Raw genomic sequence first — 21796 nt, 5'->3', positions numbered from 1 at the left:
AAGGCGAGCTACGGCGCCCTTCCCTAGCCGCTCGTCCCGGCGACGGCCGGGATCCTGGTCGGTGGTCACGGCCTCGAATAAACCCCTGAATTCGGGGGGTGTATCTGGGTCCCGGCCTTCGCCGGGACGAGCGGGGTTGCGGCGCCTAGGCCGCGAAAGCCGCGCCGGCCAGCTTGGCCAGTTCGCTCAGCACCCGCTCAGCCGCATTTAGTCGTTGCTCGGGGGTTTCCCATTCGCCGCGCACCACGACCTTGTTGTCGGGGCGGACCTTCCAGGCGACCTGGTTCTTGGCCACGAATTGCATGAGGCCCATGGGGTTGGGGAAGTCCTCGTTGCGGAAGGTGACCACGGCGCCCTTAGGCCCGACGTCGATCTTGGCGACATTGGCCTCGCGGCAGAGGCCCTTGATGGCCACCACCTTGAGCAGCTGGCCGGCTTCCGGCGGCAGGGGGCCGAAGCGGTCGATCATCTCGGCGGCCAGGGCCTCGCGATCGCCGGACTTCTCGGCGTCGGACAGGCGGCGATAGAGCGACAGGCGAACGTGCAGGTCGGGGACATAGTCCTCGGGGATCAGCACGGCGGCGCCGGTGTTGATCTGCGGCGACCAGCCCCGGTCGGCGGCGCCCTCGCCCTTGCCGGCCAGTTCCTTCAGGTCGTTGACCGCGTCCTCCAGCATCTGCTGGTACAGCTCGACGCCGATCTCGCGGATGTGGCCCGACTGTTCCTCGCCCAGCAGGTTGCCGCCGCCGCGCTGGTCCAGGTCGTGGCTGGCCAGCTGGAAGCCGGCGCCCAGGCTGTCCAGCGACTGCAGCACCTTCAGGCGGCGCTCGGCCGAGATGGTGATCTGCTTTTCGGCGGGCGTGGTCATGTAGGCGTAGGCCCGCGCCTTGGCCCGGCCGACCCGGCCGCGCAGCTGGTACAGCTGGGCCAGGCCGAACATGTCGGCGCGGTGGATGATCAGGGTGTTGGCGGTCGGGATATCCAGGCCGCTCTCGACGATCGTGGTCGACAGCAGCACATCGTACTGGCCCTCGTAGAAGGCGCTCATCACATCTTCCAGCTGGGTCGGCGCCATCTGGCCGTGACCGACGACGTAGCGGACCTCCGGCACCTGCTCGCGCAGGAACCGCTCCAACTCGGTCAGATCGGAGATGCGCGGGGCCACGTAATAGGCCTGGCCGCCACGGTACTTCTCGCGAAGCAGGGCCTCGCGGATGACGATGGGATCGAAGGGGGTGACGTAGGTGCGCACCGCCAGGCGATCCACCGGCGGGGTGGCGATGATCGACATTTCCCGGATGCCCGACAGCGACATCTGCAAGGTGCGCGGGATCGGCGTGGCGGTCAGAGTCAGCATGTGCACGTCGGCGCGAAGCTCCTTGAGCTTCTCCTTGTGCTTGACCCCGAAGTGCTGCTCCTCGTCGACGATCACCAGGCCGAGGTTCTTGAAGCCCACCTGCTTGGACAGCACGGCGTGGGTGCCGACGATGATCTCCACCTCGCCGTTCTTGAGCGCCTCGCGGGTCTCGGCGGCTTCCTTGGGCGGCACCAGGCGCGACAGACGGGTGACCTTGATGGGCCAGCCCTGGAAGCGTTCGGTGAAGGTCTTGTAGTGCTGGCGAGCCAGCAGGGTGGTGGGGGCGACGATGGCCACCTGCTGGCCGCTCATGGCCACCACGAAGGCGGCGCGCAGGGCCACCTCGGTCTTGCCGAAGCCGACGTCGCCGCAGATCAGGCGGTCCATCGGCTTGCCGGCGCTGAGATCTTCCAGAATGTCGCCGATGGCCGAGAGCTGGTCGTCGGTCTCCTCATAGGGGAAGCGGGCGCAGAACTCGTCGAACACCCCATGCGGCGGATCGACCGGATCGGTGGTGCGCGTGGCGCGGGCCGCGGCGATCTGGATCAGGCCGATGGCCATGTCGCGCAGGCGTTCCTTGGCCTTGGCCTTGCGCGCCTGCCAGGCCGCGCCGCCCAGGCGGTCCAGCTGGACGCCGTCGCCCTCAGAGCCATAGCGGGTCAGCAGGTCGATGTTCTCCACCGGCAGGTAGAGCTTGGCCTCGGCGCCATACTGCAGCTCCAGGCAGTCGTGCGGCGCGCCCTGGACCGACAGGGTCTTCAGGCCCTCATAGCGCCCGATGCCGTGGTCGATGTGGACCACGAGGTCGCCGGGGCTGAGCGACGAGGCCTCGGCCAGGAAGTTGGACGCCCGGCGCTTGCGGCGCGGCCGGGCCAGGCGGTCGCCGAGGATGTCGGTCTCGGAGATGACCGCGAGCGTTTCGGTCTCGAATCCAGACTCCAGCGGCAGGACGACCCGCTGCGGGAACTTGGGATTGGCGGCCTTGGCGGCGTCCCAATAGGGCGCCTGGGTGACGTTCGTCAGGCCATGGTCGGCCAGCATGACGCCGAGGCGCTCCGAAGAGCCCTCCGACCACGACGCGAACAGCACGCGTTTTCCCGACGCAGCTAAAGCTTGCGCGTGGGCGGCAGTGGCCTCGAACAGGTTCACCGAGTCCTGCTGGCGCTCGGCGATGAAGGTGCGGCCCTGGCGGGCGCCCATGTCCACCACCAGTTCGCCCTCGGCCTCCTGGAAGGCGGAGAACTGGCGGGTGGCGCGTTCGGCCAGGCGGGCGCGCCACTCCTCGACGGTGAGGTAAAGGCGGTCGGGCTCCAGCGGGTGGTAGTGGACCTTGCGGTCGGCCTGGGCGCGGGCGTCGTAGGCGTCGGCGATCATGGCCAGGCGCTCGTCGCGGGCCTGGCTGGCCAGGTGATCGACGCCGATCAGGACCGAACCCGGCAGGTAGTCGAACAGGGTGGCCATCGACGGGTAGAACAGGGGCAGCCAGTGCTCCATGCCCGCCCGCCGGCCGCCGCCGCTGACGGTCTCATAGAGCGGGTCGCCGCCGGGAGCGCCAAAGGCCTCCACATAGCCGCGGCGGAAGCGTGAGATGGAGTCCTTGTCCAGCAGGGCCTCGCTGACCGGCAGGAGGCTGACCTCCTTGAGCTGGCGCGTGGAGCGCTGGGTGTCGGGGTCGAAGCCGCGGATGGATTCCAGGGTGTCGCCGAACAGATCCAGGCGCACCGGCTCCTCGGCGTTGGGCGGGAAGACGTCGATGACGCCGCCCCGAATGGCGAACTCGCCGCGCTCGGAGACCGTGGAGGCCCGGGCATAGCCGTTGACCGCGAAGTAGCGCTCCAGGTCGGCGATCTCGACCACATTGCCGGTGCGCGCGGCATAGGCCGCGCCCTGGACCACGTCCTTGGGCGGCACGCGCTGCATGAGGGCGGGCGTGGTGGTGACCAGCAGGGTCGGCTTCTTGGCGTCCAGGCCGTAGGCGAGGCGCGCGAGCGTGGTCATCCGCTGGGCCGCGACGCCGGGCGACGGACCAGTGCGGTCATAGGGCAGGCAGTCCCAGGAGGGGAACTGCAGCACCTCGATACCCTGGGCGAAGAACCTGAAGGCGTCGATGAAGGCCGAGAGCCGCGAGCCGTCGCGGGCCACGAAGACCGACAGGCCGCCGCGGGCGCGGACGATGTCGGCCATCACCAGGGCGTCGAAGCCCTCGGGTGCGCCGATCAGGTCGAGGCGTCCAGGGTCGGTGGCGATGCGACGGTGGTCCGCCGCGCTGGGCGCGCGCGACCCGTCAGCCGCCATGCTCGTCGCCCCGGATCTCATGGACCTTGAACCGGAAAGCCTTGATCTGGTTCAGCAGCGAGCCGTCGAATTCCGCCGGAATGTCCGCCCGCTCCATGATCCACTCGTAGAGATCGTGGTCAGGCTGCTCGAGCAGCACCTCGAAGAGATCTAGGTCCTGCGGCGACAGCTCATGGGCATGGGTGTCCGCGAACGGCCCCAGAATGAGGTCCGCTTCCCTGAAGCCTCTGTGCCAAGCACGGAACTTCAGTTTTCGCAGGCGGGTATCGTCAATCGACATGTGGACGGGCCGATATAGGGCGGCCCGTCCCGCGACGCTAGTGCGCTGTCGTCAGTCACCGCCGTACCAGGAGAAAGACAGGTTCTTGAAGGGCGTGCCGCCGATCGACAGGCCGGTGCGCAGGACCGTCTCCTGGGTCCCTGGACCGCCGGCGCGGGCCCGCTTCAGGGCCGCCATGTCGATGGTCCCATCAAACTGGACCTGGCCGAGGGTGACGTCTGTCCCGGTGAACTGGAGGTTCCCGTCACCGATCTTGTAGCTGGTGGGCAGGACCCGGATGGTCTTGGCGTAGGTGGGCTGGCCCAGCTCGTTCTCGCCCTTCTGGGTGGTGACATCGACGAAGTCGAACATGATGGGGCCCCAGGGCCCGCCCTGCTCGCCGGCCTCCCACTTGTTGAAGTCGTCCTCGGGTCCGAAGGTGATGTTCTCCAGCCGGAAGTTACCCACCTTCACCTCGGTGTTGGGGATGTAGTAGCCAAACAGGTTCTCGCCCTTCACGTGGCTGAAGCCGGCCGGCGCGGGGGCCGGCGCCGCGGCCGGCGTCGGGGTCGGGGCTTCGACCGGCGGGACAAAGCCCGAGTCGGAGGTCGCCTTTTCGCCGCTGGCGCCCGATGGCTGGTTGCAACCGGCCAGCAAGGCGGCCACAGCGACGGCGGTCCACAGATTGCGCATGGATGTTTTTTCCCAAAGGTCGGCGGGAGATCATCATGGGCGGCGGCTTGCGTCCAGCTTCACGCTATGATCGCACCATGCGGCCCGAGATTCTGTTTCCCCTCTACGCCCCGGTGACCACGTTGAAGGGCGTGGGCTCGCGGGTGGCGCCCCTGCTGGAGAAGCTGGCCGGCCCCATCGTGCGCGACGTGCTGTTCCTGCCCCCCCACTCGCTGGTGCGCCGCCGTCCCGCCACGGTGAACACCGCTATCGAGGGCGAGGTGCAAACCTTCATCGTCGAGATCGACGAGCACCAGAAGCCCCGCAGCCCGCAACAGCCCTGGAAGATCCGAGCCTTCGACGGCTCCGGCTTCCTGACCCTGGTCTATTTCGGCAGCTTCGGGCACGCCGTGGCCGAGAAGAACCCGGTGGGCGCTAAGCGGATCGTCTCGGGCAAGGTCGAGCGGTTCGGCTCGGAATGGCAGATCAGCCATCCCGACTACCTCGTGGCGCCCGACAAGGCCGACGAGATCCCGGAGGTGGAGACCGTCTATCCGGCCACCGCCGGCCTGCCCGCCCGCACGGTGCGCAAGCTGGCCCTGCAGGCCCTGACCCACGCCGCCGACCTGCCCGAGTGGCAGGACCCCTCCTGGATGGCCAAGGGTGGCTTCCCCACTTGGCGCGAGGCCCTGGAGCGCCTGCACGCCCCGGCCAGCGAGGGCGACCTCCTGCCCACCGCGGCCCATCTGCGCCGCCTGACCTATGACGAATTGCTGGCCCACCAACTGGCCATGGCCCAGCGCAAGGCCGACCGCCGCGCCGAACCCGCCGACACGATCGCGCCGGGACCCAAGTCGGCCGCCATCGTCGCCGATCTGCCCTTCAAGCTGACCGGCGCCCAGGAGCGCGCCCTGGCCGACGTGCGCCACGACTTCGGCCAGGGCGAACGCATGAGCCGCCTGCTGCAGGGGGACGTGGGCTCAGGCAAGACGGTGGTGGCGATGCTGGCCATGGCCGATGTCGCGGCGGCCGGCGGCCAGTGCGCCCTGATGGCGCCCACCGAAATCCTGGCCCGCCAGCACTACGAGACCCTGTCAGGCCCCCTCGCCGCCCATGGGATCACCTGTGTGCTGCTGACGGGGCGCGACAAGGGCGCGGCGCGGGCCGAGAAGCTGCGGGCCATCGCCAGCGGCGCGGCCCAGGTGGCCGTGGGCACCCACGCGCTCTTCCAGGCGGAGGTTCACTTCCAGGCGCTGCAGTTGGCGGTCGTCGACGAGCAGCACCGGTTCGGGGTGGCCCAGCGCCAGCTGCTGCAGGCCAAGGGCCGGTCGGTCCACCTGCTGGCCATGTCGGCGACGCCGATCCCCCGCACCCTGGAGCTCACCGTCTATGGCGACCTCGACGTCAGCCGCATCGACGAAAAGCCGCCCGGCCGCACGCCGGTGGCCACTCGCGCCGCGCCCATGACCCGGGTCGACGAGGTGGAGGCCCGCCTGCGCGAGGCCGTGCAGGGCGGGGCCCAGGCCTTCTGGATCTGCCCGCTGGTTTCAGAGTCGGAACTGGTGGACCTTAAGGCCGCCGAGCAGCGGGCCATCGAGCTGCGCGCGACGATCGGCGACGGCGTGGGCCTGGTGCACGGCAAGATGACCGGGCCGGAGAAGGACGCTGTCATGGCCGACTTCGCCGACAACAGGATCAAGGTGCTGGTGGCCACGACGGTGGTGGAGGTGGGCGTCAACGTCCCCAACGCCACCATCATGGTCATCGAGCAGGCCGAGCGCTTCGGCCTGGCCCAACTGCACCAGCTGCGGGGCCGGGTGGGGCGGGGACGGCGCGAAAGTTCCTGCGTGCTGCTCTATGACCCGCCACTGTCGGAGACCGCCCAGAAGCGGCTGGATATCCTGCGGCGCACCGACGACGGCTTCCTGATCGCCGAGACCGACCTGGAGCTGCGGGGCGGCGGCGACGCGCTGGGCCTGCGCCAGAGCGGCTTCCCCGACTATGTGTTCGCCGATCCCTTCGCCCATCGGGACCTGATCGCGGCGGCCGGCGACGACGCGCGGATGATCATCGGGCGCGACCCAGACCTGACCAGCGAACGCGGCAAGGCGCTGCGGGTCCTGCAGGAGCTGTTCGATTGGCGGGCCAGTTCGCCGCTGAAGGATGCGGGTTAGGCCCGGATGATAAGCGGTCGATCCGATGCACCCGTGACGCTTTCACCGCCCGCACCTCAGTGATGGGTGGGGCCGGCCGCACGAACCCAGGGCTCGAGGTCAGGGCCGCCACCCGCCGCTTCGCGTCGGCCTCGAGGTCGCCGTAGAAGAGGTTGTAGCCGGGGACCTTGCGCTTGTCGGCCCAGGAGCCGGCGCTCTTCAGCATCTTGGGCTTGGGACGCGACACCCGCAGGATGCCGTCCTCGCACCTCGCCGAGACCTGGCGGGTCAGGAAGGCGGGCCGCGCGCCCCACTCCAGGCCGGTGGCGTTGGCCGCCCCCAGGTTCAACTTGGCCGGGGCAGGCGCGTTGCTGACGGCACCGAGCAGGGGATTGAAGCAGAGCGGCGCGCGGCCCGAGATGTTCTCAAGCTCGCCGTTCGCGTCCCAGACGAGGGAGCGATCCTTCAAGGCCTGGACCCGCTCTCCGTCATGCTCGAAGGCCGAGGCCCAGGCGGCGAGGCAGCCCACTTGCCGCGGTCCAGCGCAGGGCGGCAGCGGTGGGGCGTCGGCGGACACCACGGTTTCGATGAGGTAGGCCGCCGCCAACCGGGCCTGGACCGAAGGATCGCGAACCACCTCATTGGCGATCAAGCGCGAGGCCAGGGTCCCGCCCTGTTCCACACCGACGATGATGAAGGGCCGGCCCTTGTTGTCGGCGGCGAGGTACTGGCGGAAGGCCGCGGCCACGTCGGCATAGGCGAAGCGACGGGCGTCGCGGGCGTCCTCGCGCAGGGTCAGCAGGGTGTAGAGACTGGCCTGGCGGTAGCGCGGGGCGAAGAGGCGGCCGACTCTGACAAAGGGGCCGGCATAGTTGGGCGCCACCACGCGCCGGAAGAACTTGTCAGCCGGGACGTCGTCGATGGGGCTGTTCCAGTGCGACCCGCCGTCATAGCTGGTGGGCCCCACGAAGAAGACGTCGGCGGCCGGATCGGCCGTGGTCCAGACCTCGGGATGGGCGGGCAACAGGGCCCAGGCGGCGCGCTGCGTATAGTCGGGCGCCGCGGGCGGCCGGTAGGTCTGGAACGGCTCCTTGGGATCGAGTGCGTTGCTGGCGATGTCGTCGCGCCAGACGAAGGCCGCCATGACCACGAGCGCCAGGACCACGACGACCGCCGCGCTCACCGTCCGCTTGAAGCCCTTGGGACGCTCGGCCATTGCCTACCTGTAGGGGTCGGGCTGGGACAGGTAGTTGCGGACATAGTCGGTGATGCCGTCCTCCAGCGCCGTCATCGGCTGGTTGAAGCCGGCGGCCTTGAGCCGGTCCATCTTCGCCTCGGTGAAATACTGGTACTTGTCGCGGATGGCGGGCGGCATCGGGGTGTATTCGATCTGGGCGGGCTTGCCGGCGGCGGCGAACACCGCCTTGGCCATATCCTCGAAGGTCCGCGCCGTTCCCGAGCCGAGGTTGTAGACCCCGTTCACCTGCTCCGACGCGTTGAGCCAGGCCACCACGTCGGCGACGTCGCGGACATAGACGAAGTCGCGGGTCTGACCGCCATCGGCGATCCCCTCGCGATAGGACTTGAAGAGCTGCACCGTCTGGCCGCCGGCGACCTTGGGCCAGATCTGCGAGGCCACCGACTTCATCGAGTGCTTGTGCTCCTCGTTGGGGCCGTAGACGTTGAAGAACTTCAACCCCACCCACTGTGGCGGGGCGTAGTCGCGGGCCGCCTGGCGGGCGGCGAACAGATCAAACAGGGCCTTGGACCAGCCATAGGCGTTCAGCGGCCGCAGGGCTGCCAGGGACTGGAAGTCGTCCTTGTCGTCGAAGTCGGTGGCGTCGCCGTAGGTGGCCGCCGAGGAGGCGTAGATGAACCGCCGCTGGCGGTCGGCGCACCAGCGGAACAGGTCGCGGCTGAGCGTAAAGTTGTTGTGGATGATCTTGTCGGCGTCCGGCTCGGTGGTCGACGAGATGGCGCCCATGTGAATGACGATCTCGATGTCGCGCCAGCGCTTCTCCAGCCAGTCGAACATGTCTTCCGGCGCCACGAAGTCGCCGATCGGATGCTTGGCGATGTTGCGCCACTTGCCGAGCTCGGCTTCCTGAAGCCAGTCGCAGACCACCACGTCCAGGGTGGGGTCCTCCGCCAGCTTGGCGACGATGTTGGAGCCGATGAAGCCGGCCCCGCCGGTGACGAAGGCGATACGGCGGGTCATGTCGGCTCCTTGGCAGTCATGCGGGCGATGGCGGCGGTGGTCGAATAGCCGTCGACGATCTGGGCCAGGCGCACCTCGCCGCCCCAGGACTTCACCAGGTCGCCGCCCACCACCTGGTCCTCAGAATAGTCGGAGCCCTTGATGAGGATTTCAGGCCTGGCGGCCTCGATCAGCTTAATGGGGGTGTCCTCATCGAAGGGGACCACCAGGTCCACGCAGCCGAGGCCCGCCAGCACCATGGCCCGGCCCTCCAGGTCGTTGACCGGCCGCCCCTCCCCCTTCAGCACCTTCACGGAGCGGTCGGAGTTGAGCCCCACCACCAGCCGGTCGCACCAAGACCGGGCCTGGTTCAGATAGGTGACGTGGCCCCGGTGCAGGATGTCGAAGCAGCCGTTGGTGAAGCCCACCCGCAGGCCTTTGGCGCGCCAGCGGGCGATCTCGTCGGCCATCCGCTGGGGGGTGACGATCTTGCCCTCGGCGGGCGCCATGTGGGCGGTCAACGAGGCCTCGATCAGTTCCTCGGGCAGGACTGTGGCGGTGCCCGCCTTGCCGACGGCCACGCCGGAGGCGAGCATGGCGAACTCGATGGCCTGGTCTATCGGCGTCCCGGCGGCCAGGGCCAGGCCGAGCGCCGCGATGGTGGTGTCGCCGGCGCCCGAGGCGTCGAAGACATCGCGCGGCACGCCGGGGAAATGGCGAACAGCCTTACCGCGCACGGCGAGCGAGATGCCCTTGGCCGCCCGCGTCACCAGGATGGCCTTGGCTTCGCAGAGGCTGAGGGCGTGGGCCAGCGCCACCTCGATCTCGGGATTGGCGCTGGTGGGCAGGCCAGTGGCGTAGGCGAGTTCGCCGGCGTTGGGCTTGATCACGTCGACCTCGCCATAGCGCAGGAAGCTGCGGGCCTTGGAATCGACGATCACCAGGCCGCCCGCCTCTCGGCAGGCGGCGATCACCGCGTCGGTGACGACGCCCTTGCCGTAGTCGGAGATCAGCACGACCCCCGCGCCGGCGGCGACGTCGCGCACCGTGCGCACCAGGCGCTGCTCGACCTCGCCCACCGCAGGAATGCTGGCCTCCAGATCGACCCGCAGCAGTTGCTGCCCGCCCGATACGAAGCGCGTCTTGAGGGTGGTGGGGCGGCCGGGATCGGTGACCAGGAAACCCTCGATGCCGGTCTTGTCGCCGATCAGCCGCAGGGCCTCGTGGCCCTCGCTGTCGCCGCCCACCAGGCCGACCAGGGCGACATCACCCCCCAGGGCCGCGACGTTGCGCGCGACATTGCCCGCCCCGCCCAGCATCACCAGCTCCCGATCTCGGGCCAGGACGGGGATCGGCGCCTCGGGGGAGACGCGGGTCACCTCGCCATAGACGAAGCGGTCCACCATCAGGTCGCCGACGCAGACAATGCGGGCGCCCGACAGACGGGTCAGAAGTTGCTGGAGGGTCGAGAGGTCCATGGGACTGTTTATGGCACTAGGCGCGGGCGGTATGAATGGCCTTCAGGCTGCGGAGCAGGCCCTCGGCGCTGTCGAGCGGCAGGGTGCTGGGCCCATCGCACAGCGCCGCGTCGGGGTCCGGGTGGAATTCCAGGAAGACGCCGTCGGCGCCGGCCGCGATGGCGGCCTTGGCGATGATCGGGACCCCCTCACGCCGGCCGCCGGTCGAGGCGCCCTGGGTGCGGGGATCGGCGCCGGGGAGCTGGACCGCGTGGGTCGCGTCGATGGTCACCGGCACGCCGAGCTTCTGCATCTCCCCGATGGCCAGCATGTCTACCACCAGGTTGTTGTAGCCAAAGGTGGTGCCGCGCTCGCAGAGCACGCTGATCTGCGCGCCGCCCAAGGCCTCGCGCACCTTATCCACCATCTGCTTGGTGTCCCACGGAGCCATGTTCTGGGATTTCTTCTGGTGCAGCCACCCACCCCGGCTGTGCGCCGCCCGCGCCGCGGCGACCACCAGGTCGGTCTGGCGGCCCAGGAAGGCCGGCATCTGAACGATATCGGCCACCTCGGCCACCGGCTCAGCTTGGCTGACTTCATGCAGGTCGGTGCAGATCGGCACGTCGAACTCGTCCTTGATCGCCTGAAGGATCTCGAGACCCTTTTCGAGGCCGGGCCCGCGGTAGCTATGGATCGACGACCGGTTGGCCTTGTCGAAGCTGGCCTTAAACACATAGGGCAGGCCTAGCTCGCGGCAGACGCCCTTCAACTGGCGGGCCGTGACGCGAGCCAACTCCAGGTCTTCCAGAACATTCAGGCCGGCGATCACGAACAGCGGCTGGCCATCGCCAATCGAGATGTTCCACTTGTTCAGTGTCAGAACGGCCATGGGCGGACTCCGGATTGGTCGGGGATTTGAGCCTAAGTGGCGCGCGGGGCGCCTCTTCACAAGCTGGAATTCGTCGGCTGCATCCGGGGCCGGAACACGGCCGTAGGTTAAGCAAGGGTTCTCGAATTTTCCCGACGCCAAACCAGTGTTAGTATCCAGTGAGAGATCGGGAGTTGCAGCCATGACCCTGGCGCACGAATCGTCCCTGACCGCCCTGGCGGCATCGCCGCACGCTTTCCGCCGCCTACCCGCCCTGGCCGACGTGCCCCTCATTTTCCGCAACGCCCTGCGGATGATGGCGCACAACTGGATGGCCGGCGACCTCACCTTCGTCACGCCGAAGGGCCACGAGTTGCGGCTGGAGGGCGAGCCGGGCCCCAAGGCCCGCATCATCGTGCGGGACTTCCGCTTCATCGGCCGGGCCCTGGCGGCCGGCGACATCGGCTTTGCGGAAGGCTATGCGGCGGGTGAATGGGACACGCCGGACCTGACGGCGGTGCTGAGCGTCTTCTCGCTGAACTTCCAGAACCTGAGCAAGATCACCGAGGGCAACCCTCTGGTGGGGATCTCCAATTTCGTCGCCCACGCGCTGAATGGCAATTCGCGCAAGGGATCGAAGCGCAACATCCATGCCCACTACGACCTGGGCAACGCGTTCTACGCGCGCTGGCTCGATCCGAGCATGACCTATTCCTCGGCCCGCTACGCCTACCCAGGCCAGAACCTGCAGGACGCGCAGCAGAACAAGTACGCCACCCTGGCCCAGCAGATGGACCTGCGCGCTGGCCAGAGCGTGCTGGAGATCGGTTGTGGCTGGGGTGGTTTCGCCGAGTACGCCGCCAAGGAGGTCGGGGCGAAGGTCACCGCCATCACCATCTCCCAGGCGCAGTACGACTACGCCCGCCAGCGGATGTTCAACCAGGGTCTGAATGAACTCGCCGACATCCGGCTGATCGACTACCGCGACGTCGAGGGAGCCTTCGACCGGGTGGCTTCGATCGAGATGTTCGAGGCGGTGGGCGAGCGCTACTGGCCGACCTACTTCAACAAGATCCACCAGCTGCTCGAGCCCGGCGGCCGCGCCGGCCTGCAGATCATCACCATTCAGGACGAGCTGTTCGAGGGGTATCGCAAGCGCGCCGACTTCATCCAGAAGTACATCTTCCCCGGCGGCATGCTGCCGTCGGAGAGCAGTCTGAAGGCCGAGACCACACGGGCCGGCCTGACCTGGACCGGGATTTCGCGCTTCGGCCCGGACTACGCCGACACCCTGGCGGAGTGGTCTGAGCGGTTCGACGCCAACTGGAACGAGATCCGCGGCTCGGGCTTCGACGAGAAGTTCCGCAAGATCTGGCAGTTCTATCTCAGCTATTGCGACGCCGGTTTCCGCACCGGCCGCACCGATGTCGTGCAGCTTGGCCTCTCAAAGGCCTGATCGCCCCCTGTTCGGACGACCGCCGGCCCCTTAAGTTGCGGGCATGACCGTCGCACACAGCGTCCTGGACGCCATCGGAAACACGCCGCTCATTCGCCTGGCCCGCGCCAGCGAGGCCACGGGCTGCGAAATCCTCGGCAAGGCCGAGTTCATGAACCCCGGCCAGTCCGTGAAGGACCGGGCGGCGCTGCACATCATCCGCGACGCGGAACGTAGCGGCCTGTTGAAGCCGGGCGGACGGATCGTGGAGGGCACGGCCGGAAACACCGGCATCGGTTTGGCCATGGTCGCCTCGGCCAGCGGCTACAAGACCACAATCGTCATCCCGCGCACCCAGAGCCAGGAGAAGAAGGACGCCATCCGCCTTCTGGGCGCCGACCTCGTGGAGGTGGACGCGGTCCCGTATTCAAATCCCGACAACTATGTCCGCTATTCCGGGCGGTTGGCCGAGGAACTTAATGCTATAGAGCCGGCCGGCGCGGTCTGGGCCAACCAGTTCGACAATGTCGCCAACCGCCTGGCCCACGTCGAGACCACGGGTCCTGAGATCTGGAAGCAGACCGACGGCAAGGTGGACGCCTTCATTTGCGCCGTGGGCTCGGGCGGCACCCTGGCGGGGGTGGCCGAGGCGCTGCGGGCGAGGAATCCCAAGGTGGCCATCGGACTGGCCGATCCGCACGGCGCGGCGCTCTACAGCTACTTCACGGACGGCGAGCTGAAGTCGGAGGGGACCTCGATCAGTGAGGGCATCGGCCAGGGGCGGATCACCGCCAACCTGGAGGGCCTGAAGATCGACCATGCCTACCGCATCGGCGACGAGGAAATGCTGCTGGCCATCTACGAGATGGTCGAGCACGAGGGGCTGGTAATGGGCGGCTCCACCGGCATCAACGTCGCCGGCGCCATCCGCATGGCCAAGGACCTGGGGCCCGGCCACACGATCGTGACCATCCTGTGCGACCAGGGCTCGCGCTATCAGAGCAAGATCTACAATCCGCAATTCCTGAAGGAGCGGGGCCTGCCCGTCCCCGGCTGGCTATGACCGACCCCTTGGTTTCCACGGACTGGCTAGCCGCGCGTCTGGGCGAGGTCCAGGTGGTGGACGCCACCTGGTTCATGCCGAACGAAAGGCGAGAGGGCCACGCTGACTACCTGGCCGCCCATATCCCAGGCGCCGTCTTCTTCGACATCGACGCCATCGCTGACAAGACCGTGGACCTGCCTCACATGCTGCCGACGGCGGAGGCTTTCGCCGCGGCGGCGGGCCAGCTCGGTCTGTCGCGGGACTCCACGGTGGTGGCCTATGACAGCTTTGGCATCCGCTCCGCCGCCCGGGTCTGGTGGACCTTGCGGGTGATGGGCTTCGCCAAGGTCTTTGTGCTGGATGGCGGCCTGAAGACCTGGCTGGCTGAGGGCCGCCCGACCGAGGCCGGTCAAGCCACCCTGCCCCCGACGACACTGTCGCCCAGCCTCGACGCCGGGCTGGTGCGCGACGTGGCCGCCGTGAAGAACCTTTTGGACTCCAAGGCCGCACAGCTGGTGGACGCCCGCGGCTCGGCGCGCTTCCGCGGCGAAGCGCCAGAGCCGCGCGCCGGACTTCGCTCGGGCCACATGCCGGGCGCGCGCAATACGCCCTTCGACAGCCTGTTGAACGGGGACGGCACGATGAAGTCGGCCGAAGAGCTGCGACCGCTGTTCGCCGCCGCCAAGGTCGACCTCGGCGCGCCCATCGTCACCACCTGCGGTTCGGGTGTCACCGCAGCGGTGGTCGCTCTGGCCTTAGCGCGACTGGGACGGGCGGACGTGGCCGTGTACGACGGATCCTGGACCGAATGGGGCGGCCGCAGCGATACGGCCGTGGTGACCGGTTCTTGAGGGTCCGGCCGGCCATAGAGGCGGACTTGCCACGGCTACCCGAGATCGAACTCTCGGCCGTCGACGCCTTCCAGAACACCTCCATACCGCCAGGGCCGCTGTCCACGGCGACCCCCGCCGAGGGATGGCGCGACGCCCTCGAGCACGGGACGCTGTGGGTGGTCGATGATGAACAAGGCACGCCGATCGGCTTCCTGGGCGGACACCGGGACGGCGGCGAGCTGCACATTCTGGAGTTCGACGTCGAGGCCGGCCATCAGGGCAAGGGGTTAGGCCGGCTAATGCTGAACCACGTCATCGCTTGGGCGCGCGCCGAAGGCCTGTCCGAGCTCACCCTGACAACGTTCCGCAACATCGCCTGGAACGGCCCCTTCTACGCCAAGATGGGCTTCGCCGAGATCGCCGACGCGGACATGCCCGAGCACCTCGCTGAGACGCTCAAAGCCGAACGCGCCCGCAACCTCGAGGAACGTTGCGCGATGCGCCTCGTCCTCTAGTTCCGGGTCGGAATGATCACCGGCAGGGTTTCGTAACCCTTCACGAACACCGAATGGGTCCGCTGGGGTTCGCCCACCACCTCGACGGTGGGGAAGCGGGCCAGGATCTCCTCCCAGATGATCTGCAGCTGCAGCTCGGCCAGGCGATTGCCCACGCAGCGGTGGACGCCGAACCCGAAGGACAGGTGCTGGCGGGGCCGTTCGCGGTCGATGATGTAGTTGTCAGGGTTGGCGATGACCTCGTCGTCGCGGTTGCCCGACACGTACCACATGGCCACTCGGTCGCCCTTGCGGATGGTCTTGCCGCCGATCTCGTAGTCCTGGGTCGCCGTGCGCGCCATGTGGGCGAGCGGCGTCTGCCAGCGGATGGTCTCGGAAACCATCGAGGGGATCAGGGACGGGTTCTCGCGCAGCTTGCGGTACTGGGCCGGGTTCTGGTTCAGAGCGTAGATCGAACCGGAGATGGTGTTCCGGGTGGTGTCGTTGCCGCCGATGATCAGCAGGGTGACATTGCCGTGGTACTCGTGCTCGTCCATGTCCCGCGTGGCCGGGTTGTGGGCCAGCATGGAGATCATGTCGAACTTCGGCTCGGTGTCCTTGATCCGGTCGGCCCACAGGCCGTCGAAGGCGTCGAAGCACTTGGTAAGCTCGCTGCGCTTCTGCTCCCAGCTCTCGCAGACCCCGTGGCCAGGTGGGTTGGTCATCATGTCCGACCAGTAGGTCAGGTCGCGGCGGCGCTCGAAGGGGAAGTCGAAGAGGGTGGCGAGCGTCATCGCCGTCAGCTCCTTCGAGACCAGGTCCACCCAGTCGAAGGTCTCGCCGATCGGCAGGCCATCCAGGATCGCGCCGGCCCGCTCACGGATCACCGGCGCCATCTGGGCCAGGTTGTGGGGCGCCACGGCCGGGCTGACCGCCTTGCGCTGCACATCGTGCTTGGGCGGGTCCATGCCGATGAAGCTGGGCCGGGTCGGCCGGCCGGCCGATTCGGCCTTGGATTCCAGGCTTTGAAGGACGATGCCGTCGGCCGAGGAGAACACCTGGTGATTGGTGTCGATGGCCATGATGTCGTTGTACTTGGTGACCGACCAATAGGGCCCGTAGTCGCTTTCGGCCGTGTAGTGGACCGGGCTTTCCCGGCGCAGGCGCTCGAATTGGGCCCACATGGCGTCCTGGCTGAACAGCTCGGCCTGGGCTGGGTTGAGCTTGTCCAGCGGCAGGGCGTTCGCCTGCTGGCGAGCCTCATGGCGGATATCAACGGAACCGTCGCTCATGGTCGTGTCTCCCTGACGGGCGGGCCTCTCGGGGGTCCGCTCCGATGTCGTTGACCAGATGACGCCGAACCGAACACTGTATTGCAAGGGGGAACTGCCGCAGCGTCAGCGAACCGGCGGCGGATAGTGGAGGCCGGGCTGCGACGCGTTCCACAGCGCGTTGAGGCCGCGCTCCAGCTTGAGCGGCGAGCCCTGCCCCAGATTGCGGCGGAACACCTCATCATAGGCCCCGACCTGACGGATCGCCTGGAAGGCCCAGTCGGCCTTCAGGCCCAGCAGCGGACCAAGGTTCCCCTGGGCCCCCAGCAGGCGACGCACGCGGGGATCCTGCGAATCATCCCGCGCCTTGGCGACACTGTCGGCGGTCAGCTTCAGCTCCTCCCCCAGCATCAGGGCGTAGACGCTCCAGCGGACGATATCGGTCCAGGCGGGGTCGTCCTGACGGACCACGGGACCCAGCGGCTCCTTGGAGATCACCGTGGGCAGGACCACGTGGGCGTTGGGATTGTTCATCAGCGATCGCGCCGAGGCCAGGGCCGAGACGTCGGCGGTGTAAGCGTCGCAACCCTCGGCCTGATAGGTCTCCCTGGCCTTCGCCTCGGACTCCGCAACAACGGCGCTGTATTTCAGGCCCCGGATCTTGAAGTAGTCGGCCATGTTCTGTTCGCTGGCGGTGCCGGCCTGGACACAGATCCGCGCGCCGTTCAGCTCGTCGGCGCTGCCGAGCCCGAGCGCCTTGGGGGCCAGGAAGCCCTGGCCGTCAAAATAGGTCACCGCCGGAAAGTCGAGCGCGCCGGCATCCCTGCCGAAGGTCCACGAGGTGTTGCGCGACAGAATGTCGATCTTGCCCGAGGACAAGGCGGCAAAGCGGTCCTGGGCGGCGATGGCGGTGAACCGGACCGCCTTGGCGTCCCCCAGAACCGCGGCCGCGACCGCACGGCAGATGTCCACATCAAAGCCCCGCCAGTTTCCCTTGTCGTCTGGGAAGGCGAAGCCCGCGAGGCCCGCGTTAACGCCGCAGGCGAGGTAGCCGCGCGAGCGAACGGCCGCGAGGGTCGGACTGGCCTTGGCCTGCAGAACCTGGGTCGCCGGATCGTCGCCGGCCGTGGTCACAGGGGTCGGTGTGGGCGCATCGCCAGCGTCGCCGCACGCGGCGAGCCACAGCAGGAGTCCAACGGCGGCGGTTCGGCGTAGCGCCTTGATCACAGACCTCACCAAGGTTCTAAGGAGTAAGGGCATTGTCGCCCCTGTTCGTTCCGAGCCGTCAAGCCGCATGGCCGAAGAAACCCGCCTGATTCGCGCCGGCGCCGCGCCGAAGTCGTTGGCCAAGACCGTGGGGCCGCCGATCCAGAAGGGCTCCACCGTCCTCCTGCCCAACGCCGAGGCTCTTTACGACGACGACAGCTACATCACCTATGGCCGTCAGGGCCTGGCGGCCCACGACGCCCTGCGCGATGCGCTCGCGGAGATGGAGGGCGCCGCCTGCGTCTGCCTCTACCCCTCCGGCCTCGCGGCCCTGACCGGCGCCATGCTGGCCGTGCTTAAGGCCGGCGATGAAGTCCTGGTGGTGGACAACATCTATAAACCCACTCGGCGCTTCTGCGACCACGTGCTGAAGCGCTTCGGCGTGGCGGTCCGCTATTTTGATCCGCGTCAGAGCCCGCAGGACCTGGTGGGCGGCGCCAGCGACGCCGTGCGGCTGATCGTCATGGAAAGCCCGGGATCCCTCTCCTTCGAGATGCAGGATCTGGCCGCCATCGCCAACCTGGCCCGCGCACGGGGCATCCTGACCCTGGCCGACAACACCTGGGGCGCCGGCTACCTGATTAAGCCCCTGGCCCATGGCGTGGACATCAGCGTCCAGGCCCTGACGAAGTATGTCGGCGGCCATTCCGACGTCTTCATGGGCTCGGCCGCGGCGACCGATCCGGCCTTGGTGGGCCAGCTCGAGAACGGCATCGTCCACCTCGGTTGGGCCGTGGCGCCTGAGGACGCCTACCAGATGCTGCGCGGCCTGCGCACCCTGCCGACCCGGCTGGCCAGGCAGGGCGAAAGCAGCCTGGCCATCGCCGCGTGGATGCGCGATCAGCCGGAGGTGGCACGGGTCCTGCACCCCGCCCTGCCCGGCTGCCCGGACCACGAGCTGTGGCGACGCGACTACAGCGGCGCCTGCGGCCTGTTCGGCTTCGTCTTCAGGCCCGCCCCCGAGGCGGCGGTGAACGCCTTCCTCAACGCCCTCGACCTGTTTGGCCTGGGCTTCTCCTGGGGCGGCTTCGAGAGCCTGGCCATCTCCTGCGATCCCCAGCTCGGGACACGGAAGTTCCGGCCCGGCTATGGTGGGCCGTTGATGCGCTTGCACGTCGGACTGGAGAACGCCGACGACCTGATCGCGGATTTGCGGAAGGGCTTGGACGCGTTCAGCGCCGCGGGCGGCTAGCCTGGCGCGCCCTGCAGGACTCGAACCTGCAACCGCCTGCTTAGAAGGCAGGTGCTCTATCCAGTTGAGCTAAGGGCGCTGTCGAGGACCTAGTGGGTCCAGGGCTGCTTGCGGTTGAAGGCGAAGTTGTCGGCGTAGGCTTTCACGATACGCTTGGCCGGCTTGGGATCGAAGAGCTGGAAGGGGATGGCGTGGGCCTGCGCATAGGCCACCGCGTCTTCCGACGTGTCGAAGGAGAGGCGAACTTGGCCGTCGGTGTCGCGGGTCTGGGTCCAGCCCATCAGAGGATCTGACGCCCGGGCGTTTTCAGGCGCGAACTCGAGCAGCCAGTCCTTGGTTTTGGCCTTGCCAGACTGCATGGCGTTCTTGGCCGGACGATAGATGCGCGCGAGCATGACGGATCCCTGGCGATAAGTCGTTTGGCCGGTGCTGGTCGGGGCGAGAGGATTCGAACCTCCGACCCTCTGGTCCCAAACCAGATGCGCTACCAGGCTGCGCTACACCCCGAAAAGCACCGGCGGGCGTGGGATATAAGGCTTTGGCCGTTCCCGCAAACGATAGGAGGCGGCAGCCGACGTTCCCTCGACCTTTGCGGCTCGCGTCTGGTAGGTCTTCCGGCGGGGGAGCGAAAATGCCGCAGTCAAAAACCAAGTCCAAGCGCACGCGTCGAATGGAGATGCGCAAGCGCGCCCAGTTCCTCGACCGCCACGCCGAACACATTCGCCTGGGGTTGATCGGGGGCGGGGCCATCCTGGCCGCCAGCCTGCTGGCGAAGATCGTCCTAGGCTAGCGCACACGCCGGTGCATGAGCTTGAACACACCTGAGGCGCGGACAACATCGTGGCCGCCGACATAGGCGCGCCCCTCCACGAAGGCCACGTCGCGGGTGGCGCGGGTGACGCGGGCGTCCCCCATCACCCATTCTCCGATCCGGGCCATGTGCAGGAAGTCCACCGACAGGTGGATGGTCACCGAGCGGGTCTGGGTCTCGCGCCAGACGGCCGCGGCCAGCAGGCCGTCCAGGAAGGCGGTCAGCATGCCGCCATGCACCAGGCCCAGCCCGTTGGCGTGCCGCTGCTCGGCGAAGAAGGCCTGCTCGGTCACGCCCTCCTGCTGCTGGGCGCGGTGATAGTAGGGGCCGTTGATGGTGGAGAAGTCGCCCCGCCCCTGGGACTTGATGAAACCCTCCGGGGGCGTGATCTCGGCCGGCGCGGTCATCGGGCGTCCTTCAGGGGCTTCAGGTCGATTTCGTAGAGATTGGGCCAGTACTTGCCGGTGACGAACAGGCGGTCACCCTTCTGGTCATAGGCGATGCCGTTGGCGACCGCGTTGGGGTCCCGGTAGGACAGGGTCTCGGGCAGGCCCGTCAGGTCGATCCAGCCCTTCACCGCGCCGGTCGCGGGATCGATCCGGGCGATGCGGTTGGTCTCCCAGATATTGGCGAGGATCTCGCCCTTCACCCATTCCAGCTCGTTGAGCCGGACCACGGGCCGCCCCTCGGCGGTCACCTTGATCCGCCGGGTTTCGCGTAGGGTCTTGGGGTCCAGAAACCGCAGGAACGCCGTGCCGTCGCTCATGATCAGGGACTTGCCGTCCTGGGTCAGCCCCCAGCCCTCCCCCGGATAGCCGAAGCTGCCCTTGCGGGCGAAGGTCTTCAGGTCCCAGCGGTAGCCCGTCTCGTGCTGCCAGGTCAGGCTTATGATCTCGGAGCCGAAGTTGACCGCGCCCTCGCCGAACTTATCGGCGTCGATGGCGGCCGATTGCAGGACGACGCCATCCTTCAGCCGGACCTTGCGGATCGTGGAGCGCCCCAGCCAGCCCGTGCTCTCGAACATGAAGCCGTCGAGATAGAACAGGCCCTGGGTGAAGGCCCGGGGGTCATGGGGATAGGTGGCGCGCACCTCATAGCCCTGGACCGGCAGCACCGCGGCGGCGGGACTGCCCACCATGACGGCGGCGAAGGCCATCGCCGCCAGCCACAGCGGCCTGAAGGACAAAGACGACAAGCCGGTCTCCCTGGCTAGGACGGTGACCTATCCTTTGCGGGAGGCTTGCGGCCTAGGCAAGGCGGCCCTCAGGCCATGCCGATGGATTCCAGTTCCGCCACCACCAGGCCCTTGGGCCCCTCGGCGAAGCGCACCATGACGTCGTCCCCCGGCTGCAGGTCCTCGATGCCCGAGCGGCGCAGGGTTTCGATATGGACGAAGATGTCGCCGGGCTCGCCGTCCCGCACCACGAAGCCATAGCCCTTGGCGCGGTTGAACCACTTCACCTTGGCCCGCTCCAGGGGGCCCCGCGCCTCAGGCGCCGGACGTGAGCTGCGGGCGGGGAAACCGCCCGCCTGCCGGTCGAAGCCCCCGCTGTGGCGGTCGAAGCTGTCGCGGTCGCGTCGGAAAGAGTGATCCTCGCGCGGCCGACGCTCGGCTGGGGGTGGGGCGGAGCTTTCGTCGAGGTCCACGACCTCCGAGACCTGCCAGCCCTTGGGACGGCGAATGACGTCGCAAACAATGATGGCGCCTTCCAGGGCGTTCTCGCGCCCCGAGTTCCTCAACGACGTCACATGCAGGAGTACATCTTTCAGGTCGGTCTGGCCGGGATCGTCGGGGACGATGAAGCCATAGCCTTTACCTGCGTCGAACCACTTGATCCGCCCACTGATCCGCACAGCATCCTCGTGCGAATCTACACTCTCGAATTCGTAACCAGACATTTGCCCCTCTGGCCCGATCTCCCAATCCCTACGGATACTGGCCAGTCATAACACTGTTCTCGTAACAGGAGAGCCGTCAATGGGGGTTTTTCACCCAAATGCACGCATTTGGTGTGTTTCTCGCGCTTTGCGCGATGGATTGGCGCCGAGCCCATGTCGGCTGCCCTACCGAGGGCGATTTCGCTGGCAGTCCCTAGGGGAGTCGAACCCCTCTCTCCAGGTTGAAAACCTGGCGTCCTAACCGATAGACGAAGGGACCGCAGCGGCGAAGGGCGGCTCTATATCTGCGTTC

General features: G+C 67.8%; 20 protein-coding genes and 3 tRNA genes. 7 read left to right on the top strand and 16 right to left on the bottom strand.

Annotated elements, in window-relative coordinates:
- Positions 1-145: 145 nt before the first annotated feature.
- From mfd to RMO97_RS09855, 3 genes are read right to left on the bottom strand one after another with little or no spacing between them, the layout of a single operon-like run.
- A complete protein-coding gene (gene mfd, locus RMO97_RS09865) occupies positions 146-3652 on the bottom strand; it encodes a transcription-repair coupling factor (protein ID WP_310540709.1) in 3507 nt (1168 codons plus the stop codon).
- The gene (locus tag RMO97_RS09860; RefSeq protein ID WP_304777895.1) at positions 3642-3932 is read right to left on the bottom strand and encodes a succinate dehydrogenase assembly factor 2; all 291 of its coding nucleotides are present in this window, start codon (positions 3930-3932) and stop codon (positions 3642-3644) included. The genes mfd and RMO97_RS09860 overlap by 11 nt, the downstream gene beginning before the upstream one ends.
- A gap of 51 nt (positions 3933-3983) precedes the next feature.
- Entirely contained in the window at positions 3984-4604 is a 621-nt protein-coding gene (locus RMO97_RS09855) for a hypothetical protein (RefSeq protein ID WP_310540706.1), read from the bottom strand.
- Between the two features lie 77 nt (positions 4605-4681).
- On the opposite strand from RMO97_RS09855, the gene recG reads away from it, so the two are divergent.
- A complete protein-coding gene (gene recG, locus RMO97_RS09850) occupies positions 4682-6757 on the top strand; it encodes an ATP-dependent DNA helicase RecG (protein WP_310540705.1) in 2076 nt (691 codons plus the stop codon).
- Here the strand turns inward: recG and RMO97_RS09845 are convergent.
- Genes RMO97_RS09845 through kdsA form a run of 4 tightly spaced genes read right to left on the bottom strand, consistent with a single transcriptional unit; the run spans position 6651 to position 11279 of the window.
- Complete coding sequence (locus RMO97_RS09845) at positions 6651-7952, bottom strand: DUF3089 domain-containing protein (protein WP_310540703.1); 1302 nt, start codon at positions 7950-7952, stop codon at positions 6651-6653. The genes recG and RMO97_RS09845 overlap by 107 nt on opposite strands.
- Positions 7953-7955: 3 nt before the next feature.
- Complete coding sequence (rfaD, locus tag RMO97_RS09840; protein WP_310540701.1) at positions 7956-8954, bottom strand: ADP-glyceromanno-heptose 6-epimerase; 999 nt, start codon at positions 8952-8954, stop codon at positions 7956-7958.
- Positions 8951-10411, bottom strand: coding sequence for a D-glycero-beta-D-manno-heptose 1-phosphate adenylyltransferase (rfaE2, locus tag RMO97_RS09835; RefSeq protein ID WP_310540699.1), 1461 nt, complete (start codon positions 10409-10411; stop codon positions 8951-8953). Before rfaE2 ends, rfaD begins: the two co-directional genes overlap by 4 nt.
- Before the next feature lie 16 nt (positions 10412-10427).
- The gene (kdsA, locus tag RMO97_RS09830) at positions 10428-11279 is read right to left on the bottom strand and encodes a 3-deoxy-8-phosphooctulonate synthase (RefSeq protein WP_310540698.1); all 852 of its coding nucleotides are present in this window, start codon (positions 11277-11279) and stop codon (positions 10428-10430) included.
- A gap of 181 nt (positions 11280-11460) precedes the next feature.
- Between kdsA and RMO97_RS09825 the strand changes: the two genes are divergently transcribed.
- From RMO97_RS09825 to RMO97_RS09810, 4 genes are read left to right on the top strand one after another with little or no spacing between them, the layout of a single operon-like run.
- Entirely contained in the window at positions 11461-12714 is a 1254-nt protein-coding gene (locus RMO97_RS09825) for a cyclopropane-fatty-acyl-phospholipid synthase family protein (protein ID WP_310540697.1), read from the top strand.
- Between the two features lie 43 nt (positions 12715-12757).
- Complete coding sequence (locus tag RMO97_RS09820; RefSeq protein WP_310540695.1) at positions 12758-13756, top strand: cysteine synthase A; 999 nt, start codon at positions 12758-12760, stop codon at positions 13754-13756.
- The gene (gene sseA, locus RMO97_RS09815) at positions 13753-14589 is read left to right on the top strand and encodes a 3-mercaptopyruvate sulfurtransferase (RefSeq protein WP_310540693.1); all 837 of its coding nucleotides are present in this window, start codon (positions 13753-13755) and stop codon (positions 14587-14589) included. Before RMO97_RS09820 ends, sseA begins: the two co-directional genes overlap by 4 nt.
- Positions 14590-14615: 26 nt before the next feature.
- The gene (locus RMO97_RS09810) at positions 14616-15086 is read left to right on the top strand and encodes a GNAT family N-acetyltransferase (protein ID WP_310540691.1); all 471 of its coding nucleotides are present in this window, start codon (positions 14616-14618) and stop codon (positions 15084-15086) included.
- Here RMO97_RS09810 and RMO97_RS09805 read toward each other — a convergent pair.
- A complete protein-coding gene (locus RMO97_RS09805; RefSeq protein ID WP_310540689.1) occupies positions 15083-16357 on the bottom strand; it encodes a cytochrome P450 in 1275 nt (424 codons plus the stop codon). The two genes, RMO97_RS09810 and RMO97_RS09805, sit on opposite strands and share 4 nt — an antisense overlap.
- A gap of 105 nt (positions 16358-16462) precedes the next feature.
- The gene (locus tag RMO97_RS09800) at positions 16463-17572 is read right to left on the bottom strand and encodes an amino acid ABC transporter substrate-binding protein (protein ID WP_310540687.1); all 1110 of its coding nucleotides are present in this window, start codon (positions 17570-17572) and stop codon (positions 16463-16465) included.
- A gap of 58 nt (positions 17573-17630) precedes the next feature.
- Between RMO97_RS09800 and metC the strand changes: the two genes are divergently transcribed.
- A complete protein-coding gene (gene metC, locus RMO97_RS09795) occupies positions 17631-18794 on the top strand; it encodes a cystathionine beta-lyase (RefSeq protein WP_310540685.1) in 1164 nt (387 codons plus the stop codon).
- 2 nt (positions 18795-18796) lie between these two features.
- On the opposite strand, the gene RMO97_RS09790 is transcribed toward metC, so the two are convergent.
- From RMO97_RS09790 to RMO97_RS09780, 3 genes are all read right to left on the bottom strand, one after another.
- Positions 18797-18873 (bottom strand) — tRNA-Arg (locus RMO97_RS09790).
- 10 nt (positions 18874-18883) lie between these two features.
- Positions 18884-19189 carry an ETC complex I subunit gene (locus RMO97_RS09785; RefSeq protein WP_310540683.1) on the bottom strand — a complete coding sequence of 102 codons (306 nt, stop codon included), beginning with the start codon at positions 19187-19189 and terminating at the stop codon, positions 18884-18886.
- 35 nt (positions 19190-19224) lie between these two features.
- Positions 19225-19301: transfer RNA gene (locus RMO97_RS09780), tRNA-Pro, on the bottom strand.
- Between the two features lie 124 nt (positions 19302-19425).
- Between RMO97_RS09780 and RMO97_RS09775 the strand changes: the two genes are divergently transcribed.
- Complete coding sequence (locus RMO97_RS09775; RefSeq protein WP_310540682.1) at positions 19426-19584, top strand: hypothetical protein; 159 nt, start codon at positions 19426-19428, stop codon at positions 19582-19584.
- On the opposite strand, the gene RMO97_RS09770 is transcribed toward RMO97_RS09775, so the two are convergent.
- The 4 genes from RMO97_RS09770 to RMO97_RS09755 form a co-directional block, all read right to left on the bottom strand.
- Positions 19581-20012, bottom strand: a complete 432-nt coding sequence (locus RMO97_RS09770) for a PaaI family thioesterase (protein ID WP_310540679.1) — start codon at positions 20010-20012, stop codon at positions 19581-19583. The two genes, RMO97_RS09775 and RMO97_RS09770, sit on opposite strands and share 4 nt — an antisense overlap.
- On the bottom strand, positions 20009-20800 hold the full coding sequence (locus RMO97_RS09765) for a glutaminyl-peptide cyclotransferase (protein WP_310540678.1): 792 nt from the start codon (positions 20798-20800) through the stop codon (positions 20009-20011). The genes RMO97_RS09770 and RMO97_RS09765 overlap by 4 nt, the downstream gene beginning before the upstream one ends.
- 68 nt (positions 20801-20868) lie before the next feature.
- Complete coding sequence (locus RMO97_RS09760; protein WP_310540676.1) at positions 20869-21504, bottom strand: cold-shock protein; 636 nt, start codon at positions 21502-21504, stop codon at positions 20869-20871.
- Between the two features lie 184 nt (positions 21505-21688).
- Positions 21689-21763 (bottom strand) — tRNA-Glu (locus tag RMO97_RS09755).
- Positions 21764-21796: the final 33 nt, after the last annotated feature.

The organism is Phenylobacterium sp. (assembly GCF_031425575.1).
GTDB lineage: Bacteria > Pseudomonadota > Alphaproteobacteria > Caulobacterales > Caulobacteraceae > Phenylobacterium.
This window is presented reverse-complemented; position numbering and strand designations above follow the sequence as displayed.